This is a genomic window from Mesorhizobium sp. 128a (genome assembly GCF_053848025.1).
Genome location: NZ_JBSPKY010000005.1, coordinates 128361 through 144621 on the forward strand (window position 1 = coordinate 128361; position 16261 = coordinate 144621).

At 62.3% G+C, this 16261-nt stretch carries 19 protein-coding genes; 11 read left to right on the forward strand and 8 right to left on the reverse strand.

Annotated features, from left to right (window positions below):
- Positions 1–159 precede the first annotated feature (159 nt).
- Complete coding sequence (hemF, locus tag ACWTU9_RS11400; RefSeq protein WP_455858368.1) at positions 160–1074, reverse strand: oxygen-dependent coproporphyrinogen oxidase; 915 nt, start codon at positions 1072–1074, stop codon at positions 160–162.
- 109 nt (positions 1075–1183) lie between these two features.
- On the opposite strand from hemF, the gene ACWTU9_RS11405 reads away from it, so the two are divergent.
- Entirely contained in the window at positions 1184–1441 is a 258-nt protein-coding gene (locus ACWTU9_RS11405; RefSeq protein ID WP_112396426.1) for a hypothetical protein, read from the forward strand.
- Positions 1442–1447: 6 nt separating this feature from the next.
- On the opposite strand, the gene ACWTU9_RS11410 is transcribed toward ACWTU9_RS11405, so the two are convergent.
- From ACWTU9_RS11410 to ACWTU9_RS11420, 3 genes are all read right to left on the reverse strand, one after another.
- Entirely contained in the window at positions 1448–1693 is a 246-nt protein-coding gene (locus tag ACWTU9_RS11410; RefSeq protein WP_454585640.1) for a hypothetical protein, read from the reverse strand.
- The gene (gene soxR, locus ACWTU9_RS11415; RefSeq protein WP_455858369.1) at positions 1690–2133 is read right to left on the reverse strand and encodes a redox-sensitive transcriptional activator SoxR; all 444 of its coding nucleotides are present in this window, start codon (positions 2131–2133) and stop codon (positions 1690–1692) included. Before soxR ends, ACWTU9_RS11410 begins: the two co-directional genes overlap by 4 nt.
- A gap of 146 nt (positions 2134–2279) precedes the next feature.
- The gene (locus ACWTU9_RS11420) at positions 2280–2738 is read right to left on the reverse strand and encodes a tRNA (cytidine(34)-2'-O)-methyltransferase (RefSeq protein WP_455858370.1); all 459 of its coding nucleotides are present in this window, start codon (positions 2736–2738) and stop codon (positions 2280–2282) included.
- A 283-nt stretch (positions 2739–3021) separates the two neighbouring features.
- On the opposite strand from ACWTU9_RS11420, the gene ACWTU9_RS11425 reads away from it, so the two are divergent.
- The 4 genes from ACWTU9_RS11425 to ACWTU9_RS11440 are packed head-to-tail and all read left to right on the forward strand — an operon-like array spanning position 3022 to position 7711.
- On the forward strand, positions 3022–3573 hold the full coding sequence (locus ACWTU9_RS11425) for a hypothetical protein (RefSeq protein ID WP_455858371.1): 552 nt from the start codon (positions 3022–3024) through the stop codon (positions 3571–3573).
- A 27-nt stretch (positions 3574–3600) separates the two neighbouring features.
- Positions 3601–5496, forward strand: a complete 1896-nt coding sequence (locus ACWTU9_RS11430) for an ABC transporter ATP-binding protein (RefSeq protein WP_455858372.1) — start codon at positions 3601–3603, stop codon at positions 5494–5496.
- Between the two features lie 10 nt (positions 5497–5506).
- Positions 5507–7390 carry an ABC transporter ATP-binding protein gene (locus tag ACWTU9_RS11435; RefSeq protein ID WP_455858373.1) on the forward strand — a complete coding sequence of 628 codons (1884 nt, stop codon included), beginning with the start codon at positions 5507–5509 and terminating at the stop codon, positions 7388–7390.
- A 9-nt stretch (positions 7391–7399) separates the two neighbouring features.
- Positions 7400–7711: a DUF6665 family protein gene (locus ACWTU9_RS11440; protein WP_455858374.1), complete on the forward strand. Its 312-nt coding sequence runs from the start codon at positions 7400–7402 to the stop codon at positions 7709–7711.
- Between the two features lie 21 nt (positions 7712–7732).
- Here ACWTU9_RS11440 and ACWTU9_RS11445 read toward each other — a convergent pair whose 3' ends face one another.
- Positions 7733–8077 carry a cupin domain-containing protein gene (locus ACWTU9_RS11445; protein WP_455858375.1) on the reverse strand — a complete coding sequence of 115 codons (345 nt, stop codon included), beginning with the start codon at positions 8075–8077 and terminating at the stop codon, positions 7733–7735.
- A 314-nt stretch (positions 8078–8391) separates the two neighbouring features.
- On the opposite strand from ACWTU9_RS11445, the gene petA reads away from it, so the two are divergent.
- The 6 genes from petA to ACWTU9_RS11475 all read left to right on the forward strand — a co-directional run bounded on the left by petA (position 8392) and on the right by ACWTU9_RS11475 (position 13909).
- Positions 8392–8952, forward strand: coding sequence for a ubiquinol-cytochrome c reductase iron-sulfur subunit (petA, locus tag ACWTU9_RS11450; protein WP_027024461.1), 561 nt, complete (start codon positions 8392–8394; stop codon positions 8950–8952).
- 16 nt (positions 8953–8968) lie between these two features.
- Complete coding sequence (locus ACWTU9_RS11455; protein ID WP_454585633.1) at positions 8969–10312, forward strand: cytochrome b; 1344 nt, start codon at positions 8969–8971, stop codon at positions 10310–10312.
- Positions 10313–10335: 23 nt separating this feature from the next.
- A complete protein-coding gene (locus ACWTU9_RS11460; protein WP_454585632.1) occupies positions 10336–11208 on the forward strand; it encodes a cytochrome c1 in 873 nt (290 codons plus the stop codon).
- 130 nt (positions 11209–11338) lie between these two features.
- Positions 11339–12034, forward strand: a complete 696-nt coding sequence (locus ACWTU9_RS11465) for an acid phosphatase (protein ID WP_455858376.1) — start codon at positions 11339–11341, stop codon at positions 12032–12034.
- Between the two features lie 174 nt (positions 12035–12208).
- Positions 12209–13354, forward strand: coding sequence for an alpha-hydroxy acid oxidase (locus ACWTU9_RS11470; protein ID WP_454586466.1), 1146 nt, complete (start codon positions 12209–12211; stop codon positions 13352–13354).
- A gap of 9 nt (positions 13355–13363) precedes the next feature.
- On the forward strand, positions 13364–13909 hold the full coding sequence (locus ACWTU9_RS11475) for an adenine phosphoribosyltransferase (RefSeq protein ID WP_013529989.1): 546 nt from the start codon (positions 13364–13366) through the stop codon (positions 13907–13909).
- A 168-nt stretch (positions 13910–14077) separates the two neighbouring features.
- On the opposite strand, the gene ACWTU9_RS11480 is transcribed toward ACWTU9_RS11475, so the two are convergent.
- The 3 genes from ACWTU9_RS11480 to corA all read right to left on the reverse strand — a co-directional run bounded on the left by ACWTU9_RS11480 (position 14078) and on the right by corA (position 16130).
- Entirely contained in the window at positions 14078–14536 is a 459-nt protein-coding gene (locus ACWTU9_RS11480; RefSeq protein ID WP_454577278.1) for a MaoC family dehydratase, read from the reverse strand.
- The gene (locus ACWTU9_RS11485; RefSeq protein ID WP_455858377.1) at positions 14533–14994 is read right to left on the reverse strand and encodes a MaoC family dehydratase; all 462 of its coding nucleotides are present in this window, start codon (positions 14992–14994) and stop codon (positions 14533–14535) included. The genes ACWTU9_RS11480 and ACWTU9_RS11485 overlap by 4 nt, the downstream gene beginning before the upstream one ends.
- 161 nt (positions 14995–15155) lie before the next feature.
- Complete coding sequence (gene corA, locus ACWTU9_RS11490; RefSeq protein WP_455858378.1) at positions 15156–16130, reverse strand: magnesium/cobalt transporter CorA; 975 nt, start codon at positions 16128–16130, stop codon at positions 15156–15158.
- Positions 16131–16261: the final 131 nt, after the last annotated feature.

The window sequence follows — 16261 nt, forward strand, 5'->3', positions numbered from 1 at the left end:
TTCGGGAGCGAACCACCGGCGCTTCCCGACCCGGAAACGACAAATAATCCTTTTAGTTCAATTGCCTATTAGACGAAAAAGATAATGGCAATGCCACATTGCCTGCCCAGATTCGGTGAATGGGACGCTTTTGCGGCTCACGCTTCGCTCACCGATTTGTTACGGCCATCTCACTTCCGGTGGCAGGCTGGACAGGATCGAGGCGACATTGCCGCCGGTCTTCAGGCCGAAGATGGTGCCGCGATCGTGAAGAAGGTTGAATTCGACGTAACGGCCGCGGCGGACGAGCTGTTCGTCGCGGTCGTCGTCGGTCCAGCTTTCATTGAAATGGGCCCGAACCAGATGGCCATAGACGACAAGAAAAGAGCGCCCGACATCCTGGACGAAGTTGAAATCGGCGTTCCAGCCGCCTTTGTCCTCGCTCGAATGCAGCCAGTCGAAAAAGATGCCGCCAACGCCGCGCGGCTCGTTGCGGTGCGGCAGATAGAAATACTCGTCGCACCAGGCCTTGAATTTGGGGTGGTCGGCGACCGCGGCGTTCTTCTCGCAGGCAAACCGCATGGCGCGGTGGAAGGCGACCGTATCGGGGTGATCTTCAGTGCGGTTTCGGTCCAGCACCGGGGTCAGATCGGCGCCGCCGCCGAACCAGTGGCGCGACGTCACGACCATGCGGGTGTTCATATGCACCGCAGGCACCTTTGGGTTCCACGGATGCGCGATCAGCGAAATGCCCGATGCCCAGAAACTCGGGTCTTCTTCGGCGCCGGGCATCTGCTTCCTGAACTCAGGCGAGAACTCGCCATGGACGGTCGAGGTGTGGACGCCGACCTTCTCGAAGACGCGGCCCCGCATCATCGACATGGTGCCGCCGCCGCCCTTGCCCTGGTCGCGCTCCCACGGCGTCTTTTCGAAACGGCCGGGCGACCATTCGACGAGCGGGCCGGTCAAGTCCTGCTCTATCTGCTCGAAGGTGGTGCAGATGCGCTCGCGCAGCGTCTCGAACCAGAGCCTGGCCTTCATCTTCTTCTGTTCAATGTCGGCTGGAAGGCCCGCCGGTATTTCTGGTCGTTCCAAATCACGTCTCCAGCCGAGCCGACAAATGACTCGTCTTTTCCGGGCGCGATCCCTAATCTCTTGGGAGCAAGGGTCAAGTGTCATCTGGTAGAGGCCCAGGAGTTCTTTGGTGCGCACCCCGGCAAGACCGCCGCTGCACGGCCTGAAGAAAAGGCTCGACCGTTCGCGCGCCGAGCACGAGCGTATGCCGCGTGACGGCTTTTTGCGCGAAACCTTCGTCCTGCCGCGCTCGGATGCGCGGCTCAAAGCCAAGGAATGGTTCGAACGCTTCCCCAAGCAGGCCTATTGGACCGAGATCGAGAGCTGGTTCGAACGGCCCGGAGACGTCATCGAATTCACGATACGGCGGCTGCCGGCGGCGGACTAGGGGATGTCACGGCAAAAACAGATCGCGCAACTTTGGAGAATCTAGGATCAGGTTCTCGCCAAGCAGTTTGCCGAATTTTTCCAACCCCATCTTCCGCGCTTCATCGAAGCTGATGGAGGTAAAGAGGGTTGGCATGCCGCCAGAATCGATCCGGTAGATGGAAATGAGCTGTGTCTCTTCGTCTGCTTGCATTAGGTGTCCTCGCAAAGATGTTTCCTCCTCATCGCCCAATGATCGCATGCCTTTGTTCATGACGCGATTAATCTCCGCGCGCCTGCCCCTTCTAGGGCCAGCCGGTCGCCCTTGTTCCTCAGCGGGCACTTGTCGATCGACATGCAGCCGCAGCCGATGCAGTCGGTGAGGCCGTCGCGCAGCTTCTTTAACTGGCTGATCTTGCGGTCGAGGTCGTCGCGCCATCCAGTCGACAGCAGGTTCCAGTCCTCGCGCGTCGGCGTACGGCCCTCCGGCAGCGATTCAAGTGCGGCAGCAATCTCGGCGAGCGAGATGCCGACCTCCTGCGCAATCCGGATGATCGCCACCCGCCGCAGCACGTCGCGCCCATAGCGCCGCTGGTTGCCCGCCGTGCGGTGGCTGCGGATCAGCCCGCGCGCCTCGTAGAAATGCAGCGCCGACACTGCCACGCCGCTGCGCATGGCCACCTGGCCAACCGTCAATTCCTTTATCGGAGCCATTTCGTTTTTCCGCTTGACCTCAAGTTAAGTTGAGCTTGTAGCCAGGAAATGTCGATAGGGCAATTGAGGAGAAGGCGATGTGCGCCTGGGTGAGAATGACGCAAGACGCAACGGCCGTTGGCGATGGCGACAACGCATTGAAGGTTCTAGCCGAGCTGCCGGATGGCTTCGCCGGCGACCATGGCGACGGACAGTGCGACATTGATGCTGCGCGTGCCGGGCTGCATCGGGATCGTCAGCCGCGCATCCGCCGCCCGATGGACAGAATCGGGCACCCCGGCGGATTCGCGGCCGAACAGCAGGATGTCGCCATCGGTAAAGGCAAAGCCGGTGTAGGCAGTCGCGGCTTTGGTGGTGAGCAGCACCAGCCGGCGCGCTTGGCCTCTGCGCCAGTCCTCGAAGGCGTTCCAGTCGACATGCCGGGTCAAAGCGGCCATTTCGAGATAGTCCATCCCGGCTCGCTTGAGCGCTTTGTCGGAGAGCGGGAAGCCGGCCGGTTCGATAATGTCGACGCCAAGACCGAGGCAGGCGGCGAAGCGCAGGATTGTCCCGGTGTTGCCGGCAATGTCAGGCTGGTAGAGAGCGATGCGGAGACGGTGGTTCATTTCCGCGTCTTCCTAATAAGTGGCAGATCGGCCACAGCGGACTCCTGGTTTTGGAAATTGCTGGACCTGCGGGTGGCCATTTTCTGCGAAGTCGATTATACCGCACGCATTGTCAACCCGAACCGATGGAGGGGTATTTCATGATGACCATGCACATCCAGCGCCCCTCCCGTGGGCTTACCTGCCTGCCGGCGGTTTCGGTACGACGATTTACCTGACTTCTTGGATCTGATCGCACCGATTCCCGCCGAACCCAGTTTTCGGCTTTCGAAGGAATCCTGCGATGTTTTTCAACCTGTTGAAGGGGCTGTACGCCCCAGCTGAGCGTGTCCCGACCGGGGTGTCCCCTCGTGTCCCGACCGATGCAATCCGTGCGTCCGGCCGAATGCCGGCGCACGACATTGCCTCGCCTTTTTATCTCTTTTTGCACACGGAGGACGGACCGATGTTCGATCCCTATAAAATACCTGGTTCAAGAAGCCTGCACGAGCGCAAGACGGCGACCTGGGCGTTGCTGGTCGGCGAGACCTATTCGTCGGTGGTTCACGCCGAGACGCGCCGGCGTCCGCATCGCGGCATGTTGCCGGATGTCGATTTCTCGCGCGCGGTTCCAGACCACAGTCGGCCGTCGCTGGTGCGCCGGATCATCCGGCTCATACGGCCGGGCGCGAAAAACCGGGCTGGCGGCGGCGTGCCGTCAGGTCAGTCGACCGCGTCTGTCGGCGAAAAGCCCGCAAGTCCCTATATTGGGCGAAGCAGGACCGATGGCCCGGGTGATTCCGGGCCGTCGGTCCCCGACTTCGTACGCTCCGGGGACCTTTCCCACGCCGCGTGAGCGGAAAACTGATTTGTGAGCATCAACATGTTCAGCTGGTTTGAAAAAAGGCTCGATCCGTTCCCCGCAGCGGAACCGGTCGAGCCGCCGAAGACGCTGGTTGCCTTCTGCGTGCATTATACGCGGGGCGCCTGGCCCTACATCATCGTCGATGCGGTGCTGGTGACGGCGATCGCGGTCGCCGAAGTGTGGATGTTCGGCTTCATGGGCCGCATCGTCGACTGGCTGTCCGGGCAGAATCGCGAAACCTTCCTGCAGACCGAGAGTTGGAAGCTCGCCGGCATGGCCTTCGTCGTGCTGTTTGCGCTGCCCGGTACGGTTTGGCTGCACTCGCTGCTCAACCAGCAGACGCTGATGGGCAACTACCCAATGCGAATCCGCTGGCAGGTGCATCGCTATCTCTTGAAGCAGTCGATGAGCTTCTACCAGGACGAATTCGCCGGCCGCATCGCCACCAAGCTGATGCAGACGGCGCTTGCCGTGCGCGAATGCGTCATCAAGGTGATCGACGTCCTCAACTACGTCATCGTCTATTTCCTCGGCATGCTCTTCATCGTCGGTTCTGCCGACGTGAGGCTGGCGGCACCGCTTGGCGTCTGGCTGCTCGGCTATATCGGCCTGTTGCGCTACTTCATCCCGAAGCTCGGAAAGGTCGGCGAGGCGCAAGCCAATGCGCGCTCGACCATGACCGGCCGCGTCGTCGACAGCTACACCAACATCCAGACGGTCAAGCTGTTTTCCCATGCGCGCCGCGAAGCAACGTTCGCCAGGGAAGGCATGGCCGGCTTCCTCGACACGGTCTACCGTTCGATGCGGCTGGTGACTGTGCTTTACGGCCTGCTCTACATCCTCAACGCGTTGCTGCTGTTCTCCGTGACGGCGCTGGCGCTGTGGCTGTGGCTTGGCCAGGCGGTGACGATCGGCGCCGTCGCCGTGGTCATCGGCCTTGTGCTCAGGATGTGGGGCATGTCGCAGTGGATCATGTGGGAAATGTCCGGCCTGTTCGAGAACATCGGCACGGTGCAGGACGGTATCGCCTCGATCTCGTTGCCGCGCCTGGTCGAGGACCGGCCGGGGGCGAAGGACATTGCCGTCACCAAGGGTGAGATTCAGTTCGACGATATCCGCTTCCATTACGGCAAGCAGAAGGGCGTCATCGAGAGCCTGTCGCTGACGGTGAAGCCTGGCGAGAAGGTCGGCATTGTCGGCCGCTCCGGTGCGGGCAAGTCGACGCTGGTCAACCTCCTGTTGCGCTTCTATGACCTTGAGAAAGGCCGGATCCTGATCGACGGCCAGGAGATCGCATCGGTGACGCAGGATTCGCTGCGCGCACAGATCGGCATGGTGACGCAGGACACCTCGCTGCTGCACCGTTCGGTGCGCGACAACATCCTCTACGGCCGGCCCGACGCCACGGAAGAGATGGTCGTCGAGGCAGCCGGGCGGGCCGAGGCGCTGGAGTTCATCGGCGGGCTTTCGGACCACACTGGACGCAAAGGGTTCGACGCTCATGTCGGCGACCGGGGCGTCAAATTGTCGGGCGGCCAGCGGCAACGCATCGCCATTGCTCGCGTTATGTTGAAGGACGCGCCGATACTTATCCTTGACGAAGCGACCTCGGCGCTGGATTCCGAAGCCGAGGCCGCCATCCAGGAGAATCTCTACAAGCTCATGCAAGGCAAGACCGTCATCGCCATCGCGCACCGGCTGTCGACCATTGCGGCGATGGACAGGCTCATCGTCCTCGACAAGGGCCGTGTCATCGAGGAAGGGTCGCATGAGGACCTCGTCGCCAGCGGCGGGCTCTACGCGCAGCTCTGGCAGCGCCAGTCGGGCGGGTTCCTGCTCGACGACGGCCCGGTCGATGCCGCCAGTGACGCCGTTGCAAACGACATCGGCGTGAAGGGCGAAGCCGCGGAATGATGACATCAGCATGATGACAGCCGTCTATCGCTGGTTCGAGAACTGGGTCTATCCGTTCAGGGAGCCGGCGAGCCTTCGGCCACCATCAAGCGTCGGCGGCTTTCTCTGGCACTATGTCGGCCAGGCGAAGTTCGCCTTCTTCGCCATGCTGGTCATCGGCGGCATCGCGCCGCTGGTCGAGGCCGGGCTGTTCTACTTCGTCGGCCGGCTGGTCGATATCCTCGACCAGCTGCCCGGCGAGCGCAGCTGGCACGCGCTGTGGACCGCCGCCGGTCCTGAACTGCTGTTCATGATCGCAGTGGTGCTGGTCATCCGCACCGTCGTGGTAGGTCTGTCGGCGCTGGTCAACGAACAGACGATCACGCCAGGCTTCTACAATCTGGTGCGCTGGCAGGCGCACCGGCACGTCTCGCGGCAGTCCTACACCTTCTTCCAGAACGATTTCGCCGGCCGTATCGCGACAAAGGTCTGGCAGGCGGGGCAAGCGACCGGCGATCTGATGGAGAGCTTCATCGAGGTCGTCTGGTTCATGCTCGTCTATACGGTGACGACGCTGGCGCTGGTCGCCGGGCTGGATCTCAGGTTGGCGGCGCTGGTGATAATCTGGATCGTCGCTTTCGGGTTTCTGGCCAAGCTCTATCTGCCCTCGATCCGCAGGAATGCCGAGGCGACCGCCGAGGCCGGCTCTATGATTACCGGCCGCTTCGTCGATTCCTATTCCAATGTGCAGACGCTGAAACTGTTCTCGGCCGATGGCGACGACCACTATATCAGGAACGGCTTCGACATCTATCTCGACGCGCTGCGACCCTTCACCCGCCGGCTGACCGGCGTGCGCATGGCGCTGACGACGCTGGCTGGCATCATGATCACGGCGATTGGCTGCTTTGCGGTCTATCTCTGGGTCGAAGGGGCGATCACCGTCGGCGCCGTCGCCTTCACGCTTTCCCTCGTGTTGCGGCTTAACATGCTGTTTGGACGGCTGATGATGCAGCTCAACGGCATTTTGCGAAATCTCGGCGTGCTGGAGAACTCCAAGGCGCTGATCACGCAGCCGCTAGGACTGATCGATGCACCCGATGCGAAGGAGCTTGTCGTCGCCGGCGGCCGCATCGAGGTGAAGAATGTCGAGTTCCACTATGGCAAGGGGTTCGGCGTGCTCAATGGCATCGACCTTGTCGTCAAGCCGGGCGAGAAGGTCGGGCTGGTCGGGCCGTCGGGTGCCGGCAAGACGACGCTCGCCAACCTGATCCTGCGGCTCTACGACCTCGAAAGCGGTGAAATCGCCATTGACGGGCAGGACATCGCTGAGGTGACACAGAATTCGCTGCGCGCCAATATCGGCGTGGTCAGCCAGGACACGGCCCTGTTCCACCGTTCGCTGCGCGACAACATCAAGCTCGGCATGCCCGATGCAACCGATGCCGAGGTGGTCGCTGCAGCGAAGAAGGCCGAGGCGCACGAGTTCATATTGGGCCTGCGCGACAACCGGGACCGTGCCGGTTACGAGGCCTTTGTCGGTGAGCGCGGCGTGAAACTGTCGGGCGGCCAGCGCCAGCGCGTGGCGATCGCTCGCGTCTTCCTCAAGGACGCGCCGATCCTGATCCTCGACGAGGCGACCTCGGCGCTCGATTCCGACATCGAGGCGGCGATCCAGGAGAACCTGACGCGGCTGATGGAGAACAAGACGGTCATTGCCATTGCGCATCGGCTGTCGACCATTGCGGCACTCGACCGGCTGGTGGTGCTGGACGGCGGCCGCATCGTCGAACAGGGCACGCATGATGAGCTGGTGGCGTTCGACGGGCTCTATGCGCGGCTGTGGAAACGGCAGTCCGGCGGCTTCCTCTATAACGAGGAAAGCGTGCTGGAAGAGACGCGGCCGGCAGAGTAGAACGCTGACATGTCGGTCAGGATGCCCTCGAACTTTGGACGCAGCAGCGCGCAGGAGAGCGCGCTCGACCTGCTCGGCCATGAGATCCTGGCCGAAAAGGCGGCCGCACTTGGCCGTACTGGTCAGCATGTCGAGGAGACACTGAAGAAGCTGCGCGAGAACAGCGACAGCGAACAGCGCCCCCGGCTGCTGAAGGAAGCCGCCGCGGCGGTGCACGCCTATTTCATCCAGCGCGAACTCTGCGGCTTGCGCCGGCATGATGCGGTGATCCGCGAGTACGACATCCCGAGGGCAGTGCTGGTCAGACTCGGCGCGAGCTAGAGATCATCGGCCGGCAAACAATCATTCCAGCCATTCGGTGATGAAACTGCCGCTTTCGTGGATGTCGGTCGATTCGATCGGGCCTGGGCCGAGATTGGTGAATTTGTGCGGTGTGTTCGGCGGCACGATCAGGATCTGGCCGGCAGTGGCCTTGATCCGCTGGTCGCCGATCGTGAACAGGCCGGTGCCCTGGCGGATGATGAAGATCTCGCAATAGGGGTGGGTGTGCAGGCGCGGGCCGCCGCCGATCTCCGCCTGGTAATTGAAGATCAGGCAGGAGTTGGAGCCGTAGGCGCCCAATTGCAGTTCGCCTTGCCAAAGGCCGGGCGTCCTGGTCCAGGTCTCGCGGTCGATGATGTGTGCCATGTCAGCGAGACTAGATCACGGCAACATGTCCTGTCGAGACAGGCGGGGATCCTCGGATTTGCCGGTATTTTCCTGTCGTTTAGCCGCCTTTGCAGGTCTTTGGGCAACTGGCCGACTGACGCGCTGTTCTGTCCCCGCGACAATCTGCCCTTGTGGCCTGACCCCGCTGGACAAAAACAGGCTTCACGCATAAACCGAAATCCAAATGCCGGAGGAGTTCGCTAGCTTGTTCGCCATGCGCTGTCGGGCCGGCGCGATGGAGCGGGAACAAAGCTCGGCCACCGGCTCGGAAGAGGCGAAAGGATCAGGCACCCGTGAGCGCAACCGATACCCAGGATCCGAACCGTCGTGATTTTCTTTACGTCGCCACTGGCATGGCCGCAGTGGTCGGCGCTGGGGCCGTCGCCTGGCCGTTCATCGACCAGATGCGCCCCGATGCCTCGACGCTGGCGCTGGCCTCGGTCGAGGTCGATGTTTCCTCGCTGACGCCTGGCATGTCGCTGATCGTCAAATGGCGCGGCAAGCCGGTCGTGGTGCGCAACCGCACCGAGCAGGAAATGAAGGACGGCGAGGCCGTCAACCTGGCCGATCTCAAGGATCCGATCGCCCGTAACGCCAATCTGCCGGCCGATGCGCCGGCGACCGACGCCAACCGTACCACGCCCGGCAAGGAAGCCTGGATGGTGATGGTGCAGGTCTGCACGCATCTGGGCTGCATTCCGCTCGGCCAGGAAGGCGATTTCGGCGGCTGGTTCTGCCCGTGCCACGGTTCGCAGTACGACACTGCCGGCCGCATCCGCAAAGGCCCGGCGCCGGAAAACATGGCCGTGCCAGTATTCAAGTTCATTTCCGATACCAAAATCCTTATCGGTTGAGGCAGGGGATATTTCGATGAGCGAGGGACACTCGACCTATACGCCCAAGACCGGTATCGAACGCTGGTTCGACGCCCGCATGCCGCTGCCGCGCATGGTCTATGACAGTTTCATCGCCTATCCGGTGCCGCGCAACCTCAACTATGCCTGGACCTTCGGCGGCATCCTGGCGATCATGCTGGTGGCGCAGATCCTGACCGGCATCGTGCTGGCCATGCACTATACGGCCGACACCAATCTCGCCTTCGGCTCGGTCGAGAAGATCATGCGCGACGTGAATTCGGGCTGGCTGTTGCGCTATCTCCACTCCAACGGCGCCTCGTTCTTCTTCGTAGCCGTCTACATCCACATCTTCCGCGGGCTATACTACGGCTCCTATAAGGCGCCGCGCGAACTACTCTGGATCCTCGGCTGCATCATCTACCTGCTGATGATGGCAACCGGCTTCATGGGCTATGTGCTGCCCTGGGGGCAGATGAGCTTCTGGGGCGCCACCGTCATCACCGGCTTCTTCAGCGCCATTCCGCTGGTCGGCGACTGGATCCAGCAGCTGCTGCTTGGCGGTTTCGCTGTCGACAATCCGACGCTCAACCGCTTCTTTGCGCTGCACTACCTCTTGCCGTTCATGATTGCCGGCGTCGTCGTGCTGCACGTCTGGGCGCTGCATGTCGTCGGCCAGTCGAACCCGACCGGCATCGAGGTCAAGTCGCAGACCGACACCGTCGCCTTCACGCCCTATGCGACCATCAAGGACGCGTTCGGCATGATCGTGTTCCTGTTCGTCTTCGCCTATTTCGTCTTCTACCTGCCGAACTTCCTCGGCCATCCGGACAATTACACGGTCGCCAACCCGCTGAAGACGCCGGCCCACATCGTGCCGGAATGGTACTTCCTGCCGTTCTACGCGATCCTGCGCGCCATCACCTTCAACATCGGACCTATCAATTCCAAGCTCGGCGGCGTGCTGTGCATGTTCGGCGCCATCGTCATGCTGTTCCTGGTACCGTGGCTCGATACCTCGAAGGTTCGCTCGGCGGTCTACCGGCCCTGGTACAAGCTGTTCTTCTGGCTCTTCGTGGCCGACGCGGTCCTTCTGGGATGGCTGGGCTCGCAGCCGGCGGAAGGCGGCGGTCTGTTGACCCTCATGATAGGTGAAGTCTCGGGCAACTACGTTGGCTACGCTCAAGCGGCGACGCTGTTCTACTTCGCCTTTTTCCTCGTCATCCTGCCGGTGCTCGGCCTGATCGAGACGCCGCGCAGGCTGCCGAATTCGATCACCGAAGCGGTGCTGGAGAAGAACAAAGGTGCCGGTGGCGGACATCCGGCAGGTGCGAATGCCGCGCCGGAAACCAAGGGCTGAGCGAGAATCTAAGGGGATTTGGCATGAAAAAGATTCTCACCTCGCTCGCCTTGCTTGGCCTGTTTGCTGGCGGCATCGGTGCCGTCGGGAGCGTGGCGATGGCCGCTGAAGAGGCGCATAACGCGGCCGCGCCGACGCATTTCCCGATCGACGAACCGAAGGAAATGGACTGGAGCTTTGCCGGCCCGTTCGGCACCTACGACAAGGCGCAGCTGCAGCGCGGCCTGAAGGTCTACAAGGAAGTCTGCTCGGCCTGCCACTCGATGAACCTGGTCGCGTTCCGCACGCTCGAAGGCCTCGGTTATTCGGAGGCGCAGGTAAAATCCTTTTCCGCCGAATACACCATCCATGACGGTCCCAACGATGCCGGCGACATGTTCGACCGTCCGGGCAAGCCGTCCGACCATTTCCCGGCGCCGTTCGCCAATGAAGAGGCGGCTGCCGCCTCCAACGGTGGCGCTGCTCCGCCCGATATGTCGCTGCTGGCCAAGGCGCGCGGCGTCGAGCGCGGCTTCCCGCGCTTCGTCTTCGACATCTTCACCCAATATGCCCAGGGCGGCCCGGACTACATCCATTCGCTGCTGACCGGTTACGACCAGACGCCGCCGGCCGGCATGGTGATCCCGGAAGGCACCCACTACAACCCGTACTTCATGTCCGGCGTGTCACTGAAGATGCCGAAGCCGCTCTCCGACGGCCAGGTCACCTATGATGACGGCTCGCCGCAGACGATCGACCAGTATTCGCGCGACGTCTCGGCCTTCCTGATGTGGGCCGCCGAGCCGCATATGGAAGACCGCAAGAAGACCGGCTTCCGCGTGCTTGTGTTCCTGCTTCTGTTCGGCGCCCTGGTCTATCTGACCAAGCGCAAGGTTTGGGAAGGCGTGGCGCACTAAGGCTGCGCAGCATGCGAGATCAAAAGAGGGCCCCGAAAGGCGTCCTTTTTGTATTTCGGCAGGTGGACGTGTCACATGGCCGTCACCCCTTGGGACGATCCTGCCTTGCCCTCATCAAAGGATCGCACCTATGAAAAGATATGCATCGCTCGCGGCGGGCTTCCTGCTGCTCGTTACTGGTTCCGTCGCCCTTGCCGATGACGCCCAGCCTTTCGTCACCAACAAGGACATCGACCTCACGATGATCCTGCCGCCGCCGCCGGCCAACGATTCGGCCGAGACCAAGGCCGAGCTCGGCGCGGTGCTGACGCTGCAGGTGACGCGCACACCAGAGATGGTGGCGAGCGCCGTCGCTGACGCCGAGGAGAATGTCTGGCGCTTCGCCGATGTCATGGGTCCGAACTTCAACAAGGACAAGCTGCCGAAATTCGGCGCCTTCTTTGATCGCGTGTTGGCCACCGAGGGCGCCGTGGTCGACCCGGCCAAGGATGTCTGGAAGCGTCCGCGTCCGCATCAACTCAGCGACCTCGTCAAGCCCGTGGTCAAGCTTTCGAGCTCCGGGTCCTGGCCTTCCGGCCACGCCACGGTCGGCACCATGATGGGCATCATCCTGGCCGACATGGTGCCGGAGAAACGCGCAGAGATCATGGCGCGTGCGGCGCAGTATGCCCACAACCGTGTGGTCGGCGGCATCCACTACCCGTCCGACGTCGAGATGGGCAGGATTTCCGGCAGTGTGATTGCCGCGGTCCTGCTCAACCGCGATGACTTCAAGGCCGAATACGATGTGGCCAAAGCGGAGCTGCGTTCCGACTTAGGCATGTAGACCGCTTCTCAGCAGCCGATTTCGACACAAAGGGGCGCCTTGGGCGCCCCTTTCCTGTTCATGGCCAGGTTTGTGGGGTCGTTCGACAAATGGTGCGTTGGCACGGCGGCGTCCGGTTGATATTCGACGCAGCGAAAGGCGGACGCCTGTGCCGCCATGAGAATGGAATCGATGATGCGGCTCAAGGACTGTCACAACTTTTCCGACTTCCGGCGCATGGCGCAGCAGCGGCTGCCGGGGCCGATCTTCAACTACATCGACGGCGCCGCGGACGACGAGGTCACCTATCGCCGCAACACCGAGAGTTTCGAGCGCTGCGACCTCGTTCCCAACGTGTTGCGCGGAGTGAGCGAGATCGACATGTCGGTAACGGTGATGGGCCAGAAACTGGCAATGCCCGTCTATTGCTCGCCGACCGCCTTGCAGCGGCTGTTCCATCATCAGGGCGAGCGCGCGGTGGCCAAGGCTTCGGCCAAGTTCGGCACCATGTTCGGCGTTTCCTCGCTCGGCACCGTCAGCCTTGAGGAAGCGCGCAAGATCAGCAGCAGTCCGCAGGTCTACCAGTTCTATTTCCACAGGGATCGCGGCCTCAACCGGGCGATGATGCAGCGGGCCAAGGCGGTGGGTGTCGAGGTGATGATGCTAACCGTCGACAGCATCACCGGAGGCAACCGCGAGCGCGACAAGCGCACCGGCTTTGCCATTCCCTTCAAGCTCAACCTTGCCGGCATGCTGCAGTTCGCGCTCAAGCCGGGCTGGGCGATCAACTATTTCACCCATGAGGGGTTCAAGCTGCCGCAGCTCGACGAGCATGTCGATATGGGCGGCGGCACGATGTCGATCAGCCGCTACTTCACCGAGATGCTTGATCCGTCGATGACGTGGGACGATGTCGCCGAGATGGTCAGACTGTGGGGAGGCCCGTTCTGCCTCAAGGGCGTCATGTCGGTGGAGGACGCCAAACGCGCCGTCGAGATCGGCTGCAGCGGCATCGTGCTGTCGAACCATGGCGGCAGGCAGCTGGACGGCTCAAGGGCGGCGTTCGACCAGCTGGCCGAGATCGTCGATGCCGTCGGCGACCAAATAGACGTCATCATGGATGGCGGCGTGCAGCGCGGCACGCATGTGCTGAAGGCTCTGTCGCTCGGGGCCAAAGCTGTCGGCGTCGGGCGCTACTATCTGTTTCCGCTGGCGGCCGCCGGCCAACCCGGGGTCGAACGGGCGCTCGAGCAGATGCGGGTCGAGATCGAGCGCGGCATGAAGCTGATGGGCTGCAGTTCGATCGAACAATTGTCGCGCAACAATCTCCGTTTCAGGTAATCTCGGCTCATGAAATCCTCACTCGAAGACACGCTGCTCGCCGCGATCCGCACCATTCCGGACTATCCGAAGCCCGGCATCCTGTTTCGCGACATCACCACTTTGCTCGGCAATGCGCGTGCCTTCCGCCGCGCCATCGACGAACTGGTGCATCCCTATGCCGGCCAGAAGATCGACAAGATCGCCGGCATCGAGGCGCGCGGTTTCATCCTTGGCGGCGCCGTGGCGCACCAGCTTTCAGCCGGCTTCGTGCCGATCCGCAAGAAGGGCAAATTGCCTTACGAGACGGTGCGCGTCGCCTACAGCCTGGAATACGGGCTGGACGAGATGGAGATGCACAAGGACGGTGTTGCACCGGGTGAGAAGGTGATCCTGGTCGACGATTTGATCGCCACCGGCGGCACGGCGGAGGCGGCGGTGAAGCTTCTGAGACAGATCGGCGCCGACATCCTTGCCGCCTGCTTCGTCATCGACCTGCCGGACCTTGGCGGGCGCGCCAAGCTGGAAGCGCTGGGCGTTCCGGTGCGGACGCTGATCGGGTTTGAGGGACATTGAGCAGGTCTTCCCTTCTCCCCCTGTGGGAGAAGGTGGCCGAGCGAAGCTCGGTCGGATGAGGGGTGTTCCAGGGAACGCCAACGTCTCACTCGGTCACGCACCCCTCATTCGTCTTGCCGCTGCGCGGCAATCCACCTTCTCCCGCAGGGGGAGGAGGAAGAGGCGCTACTAAGCTTTCACCAGCACCGCGCTGTCGAACTCGAGCACCTTGTCCGTCGAATCGAAAGCATCCGCGCGCAGTGCCAGCACCCGCCATCCTGGGCGCGACGAGATCGGGCGATGCGACAATGCCGTGCGCGTGAAGCTGACGGTTTCCCCGGCATAGACCGGTTTCAGCCATTTCAGGTTCTTGAAGCCGGGCGAGGGGCCGAATTCCGGCACCGGGCCGGGGCCGGTCCAGCCTTCGGTGTCCATGCGGGTTTGGAGGTTCAGCTTCATCCAGGTAGCGGCGGTGTGCCAGCCCGACGCGCAGAGGCCGCCGAGCACGCTGCTCCTGGCTGCTTCCTCGTCGACATGAAAGGGCTGCGGATCGTATTTCCGGGCGAAGGCCTTGATCGCCTCCGGCTCGAATGTATAGGAGCCGAGAGCGACGGTGACGCCGATGCCGAAGAACTCGTCGAGGGTCACGCCATGGCCTCACGGGTCTGGAACATACAGGTGTTCTCGAATTCGAAGACGCTTTCGCCGCGCTGGTTGAAAAGCTCGCTGCGCATGGTGATGAGGCCGATCTGCGGCCGCGATTTGGACACCCGCTTGGCAAGGACGGTGGTGCTGCCGCTCAAAATGTCGCCGGCCAGCACCGGCTTTTTCCATTTGACATAGTCGACGCCGGGCGCGCCTTGCGAGGTCGAGTCCAGCAGGAAGGCATCGCACAGCATGCGCATGAAGATCGCGCAGGTGTGCCAACCGGAAGCGGCAAGCCCGCCAAGGATGCTGGCCTTGCCGGCTGTCTCGTCGAGATGCATGGGCTGAGGGTCGAACTCGGTGGCGAATTCGACGATTTCGGCCGCGCTCACCTGCTTGGCGCCGAGGTCGATCGATGCGCCTTCGGTGAAATCCTCATAGGCCCAGGTCTTTCCGGTCATGATCCTAATCCGGTTCAAGGTTGTACGATCACCGGGCATCCGGATGCCGTCCGGGCGGCATTCGGTCAAGCGATTTCTACTGAGCCAGGGGACTCCAAACCAAGGGATCGAGCATGATGTCATCCGAAAACCGCTTCGCACTTTTCGGCATCATGCTCCGGTCAGAGCCAGCCGCGGCGGCGGAAATACCAGAAGGGCAGGACCGCCGACAGGATCATCAGGCCGATGGCGAAGGGGTAGCCGAACTCCCATTTCAGCTCCGGGATGACATCGAAATTCATGCCGTAGATCGAGGCCACCAGCGTCGGCGGCAGGAAGATGACGGCGGCGACCGAGAAGATCTTGATGATGGCGTTCTGTTCGATCGAGATCATGCCGAGCGTGGCGTCGAGCAGGAACGAGATCTTCTGCGACAGGAAGGTGGCGTGGTCGGCGAGCGACAGCACGTCGCGCGACACGGTCTTGATGCGGGCGCGGATGTCCTTGCTCATCTTGATCTGGGTCGCGACATGGGCGAGGAAGCCGGTGAGGCGCTGCAACGAGATCAGGCTGTCGCGGATCGAGGAGGCGATGTCCTCCTTGCGGCCGATGGCCTTGAGCAGTTCCTGGAAATCGCGGTTGCGTTTATTCACCTTGGTCGAGCGCGCTTCGAAAATGTCGCGCGAGATCGTCTCGATGTCGCGGCCGGCGCGTTCGAGAATGTCGGCCAGCCGATCGACGATCGCCTCCAGCAGGCCGATCAGGATGGTGTTGCCCGTGGTACAGCCCGTCGCCACCTTCTCGGCGCGCAGCGGAAAGGTCTTGAACGCCTTCGGCTCGTGATAGCGGATGGTGACCAGTCTCGGACCGGCAAGCACGAAGGTGACCGGCGACATCAGCGGATCGTCGATTTCAGTCTGCGCCGGTAGAGTTGCAGTCATGAAGTAGGCGCCGTCCTCGATATAGAGGCGGCTCGAAATCTCGATCTCCTCCATCTCCTCACGCGTCGGGATGGCGACGCCGAGCCAGGTCTCGATCGTGGCTTCTTCTTCCTTGGTCGGGTTGAGCAGGTCGGCCCAGACGACCTGATCGCCATTGGCCACGAGATCGTCGGCGAGGCGCAGGCGGTCATTGTCGACGACGAAGGCCTTGATCATCGCCGCTCTCCGTTGGCTGGGGCAGGCGTGTCATGGACGACGCCTGTTTCAGGACTGTGACCGGCTGAACTATCGAGATGGGCGCTGCCGGATGATGTTTGCTGCGCTTAGACCCGGCGTTCGGCAAGGTC

Excerpts from the sequence above, each read along its gene's own strand:
- ACWTU9_RS11425 (WP_455858371.1), top strand. The coding sequence starts at position 3,022 with ATGTTTTTCAACCTGTTGAAGGGGCTGTACGCCCCAGCTGAGCGTGTC.
- ACWTU9_RS11430 (WP_455858372.1), top strand. The coding sequence starts at position 3,601 with ATGTTCAGCTGGTTTGAAAAAAGGCTCGATCCGTTCCCCGCAGCGGAA.
- ACWTU9_RS11445 (WP_455858375.1), bottom strand. The coding sequence starts at position 8,077 with ATGGCACACATCATCGACCGCGAGACCTGGACCAGGACGCCCGGCCTT.
- ACWTU9_RS11420 (WP_455858370.1), bottom strand. The coding sequence starts at position 2,738 with ATGAACCACCGTCTCCGCATCGCTCTCTACCAGCCTGACATTGCCGGC.
- corA (WP_455858378.1), bottom strand. The coding sequence starts at position 16,130 with ATGATCAAGGCCTTCGTCGTCGACAATGACCGCCTGCGCCTCGCCGAC.
- ACWTU9_RS11410 (WP_454585640.1), bottom strand. The coding sequence starts at position 1,693 with ATGAACAAAGGCATGCGATCATTGGGCGATGAGGAGGAAACATCTTTG.
- ACWTU9_RS11465 (WP_455858376.1), top strand. The coding sequence starts at position 11,339 with ATGAAAAGATATGCATCGCTCGCGGCGGGCTTCCTGCTGCTCGTTACT.
- ACWTU9_RS11475 (WP_013529989.1), top strand. The coding sequence starts at position 13,364 with ATGAAATCCTCACTCGAAGACACGCTGCTCGCCGCGATCCGCACCATT.
- ACWTU9_RS11470 (WP_454586466.1), top strand. The coding sequence starts at position 12,209 with ATGCGGCTCAAGGACTGTCACAACTTTTCCGACTTCCGGCGCATGGCG.
- soxR (WP_455858369.1), bottom strand. The coding sequence starts at position 2,133 with ATGGCTCCGATAAAGGAATTGACGGTTGGCCAGGTGGCCATGCGCAGC.
- ACWTU9_RS11485 (WP_455858377.1), bottom strand. The coding sequence starts at position 14,994 with ATGACCGGAAAGACCTGGGCCTATGAGGATTTCACCGAAGGCGCATCG.
- ACWTU9_RS11435 (WP_455858373.1), top strand. The coding sequence starts at position 5,507 with ATGATGACAGCCGTCTATCGCTGGTTCGAGAACTGGGTCTATCCGTTC.
- ACWTU9_RS11455 (WP_454585633.1), top strand. The coding sequence starts at position 8,969 with ATGAGCGAGGGACACTCGACCTATACGCCCAAGACCGGTATCGAACGC.
- ACWTU9_RS11460 (WP_454585632.1), top strand. The coding sequence starts at position 10,336 with ATGAAAAAGATTCTCACCTCGCTCGCCTTGCTTGGCCTGTTTGCTGGC.
- ACWTU9_RS11440 (WP_455858374.1), top strand. The coding sequence starts at position 7,400 with ATGTCGGTCAGGATGCCCTCGAACTTTGGACGCAGCAGCGCGCAGGAG.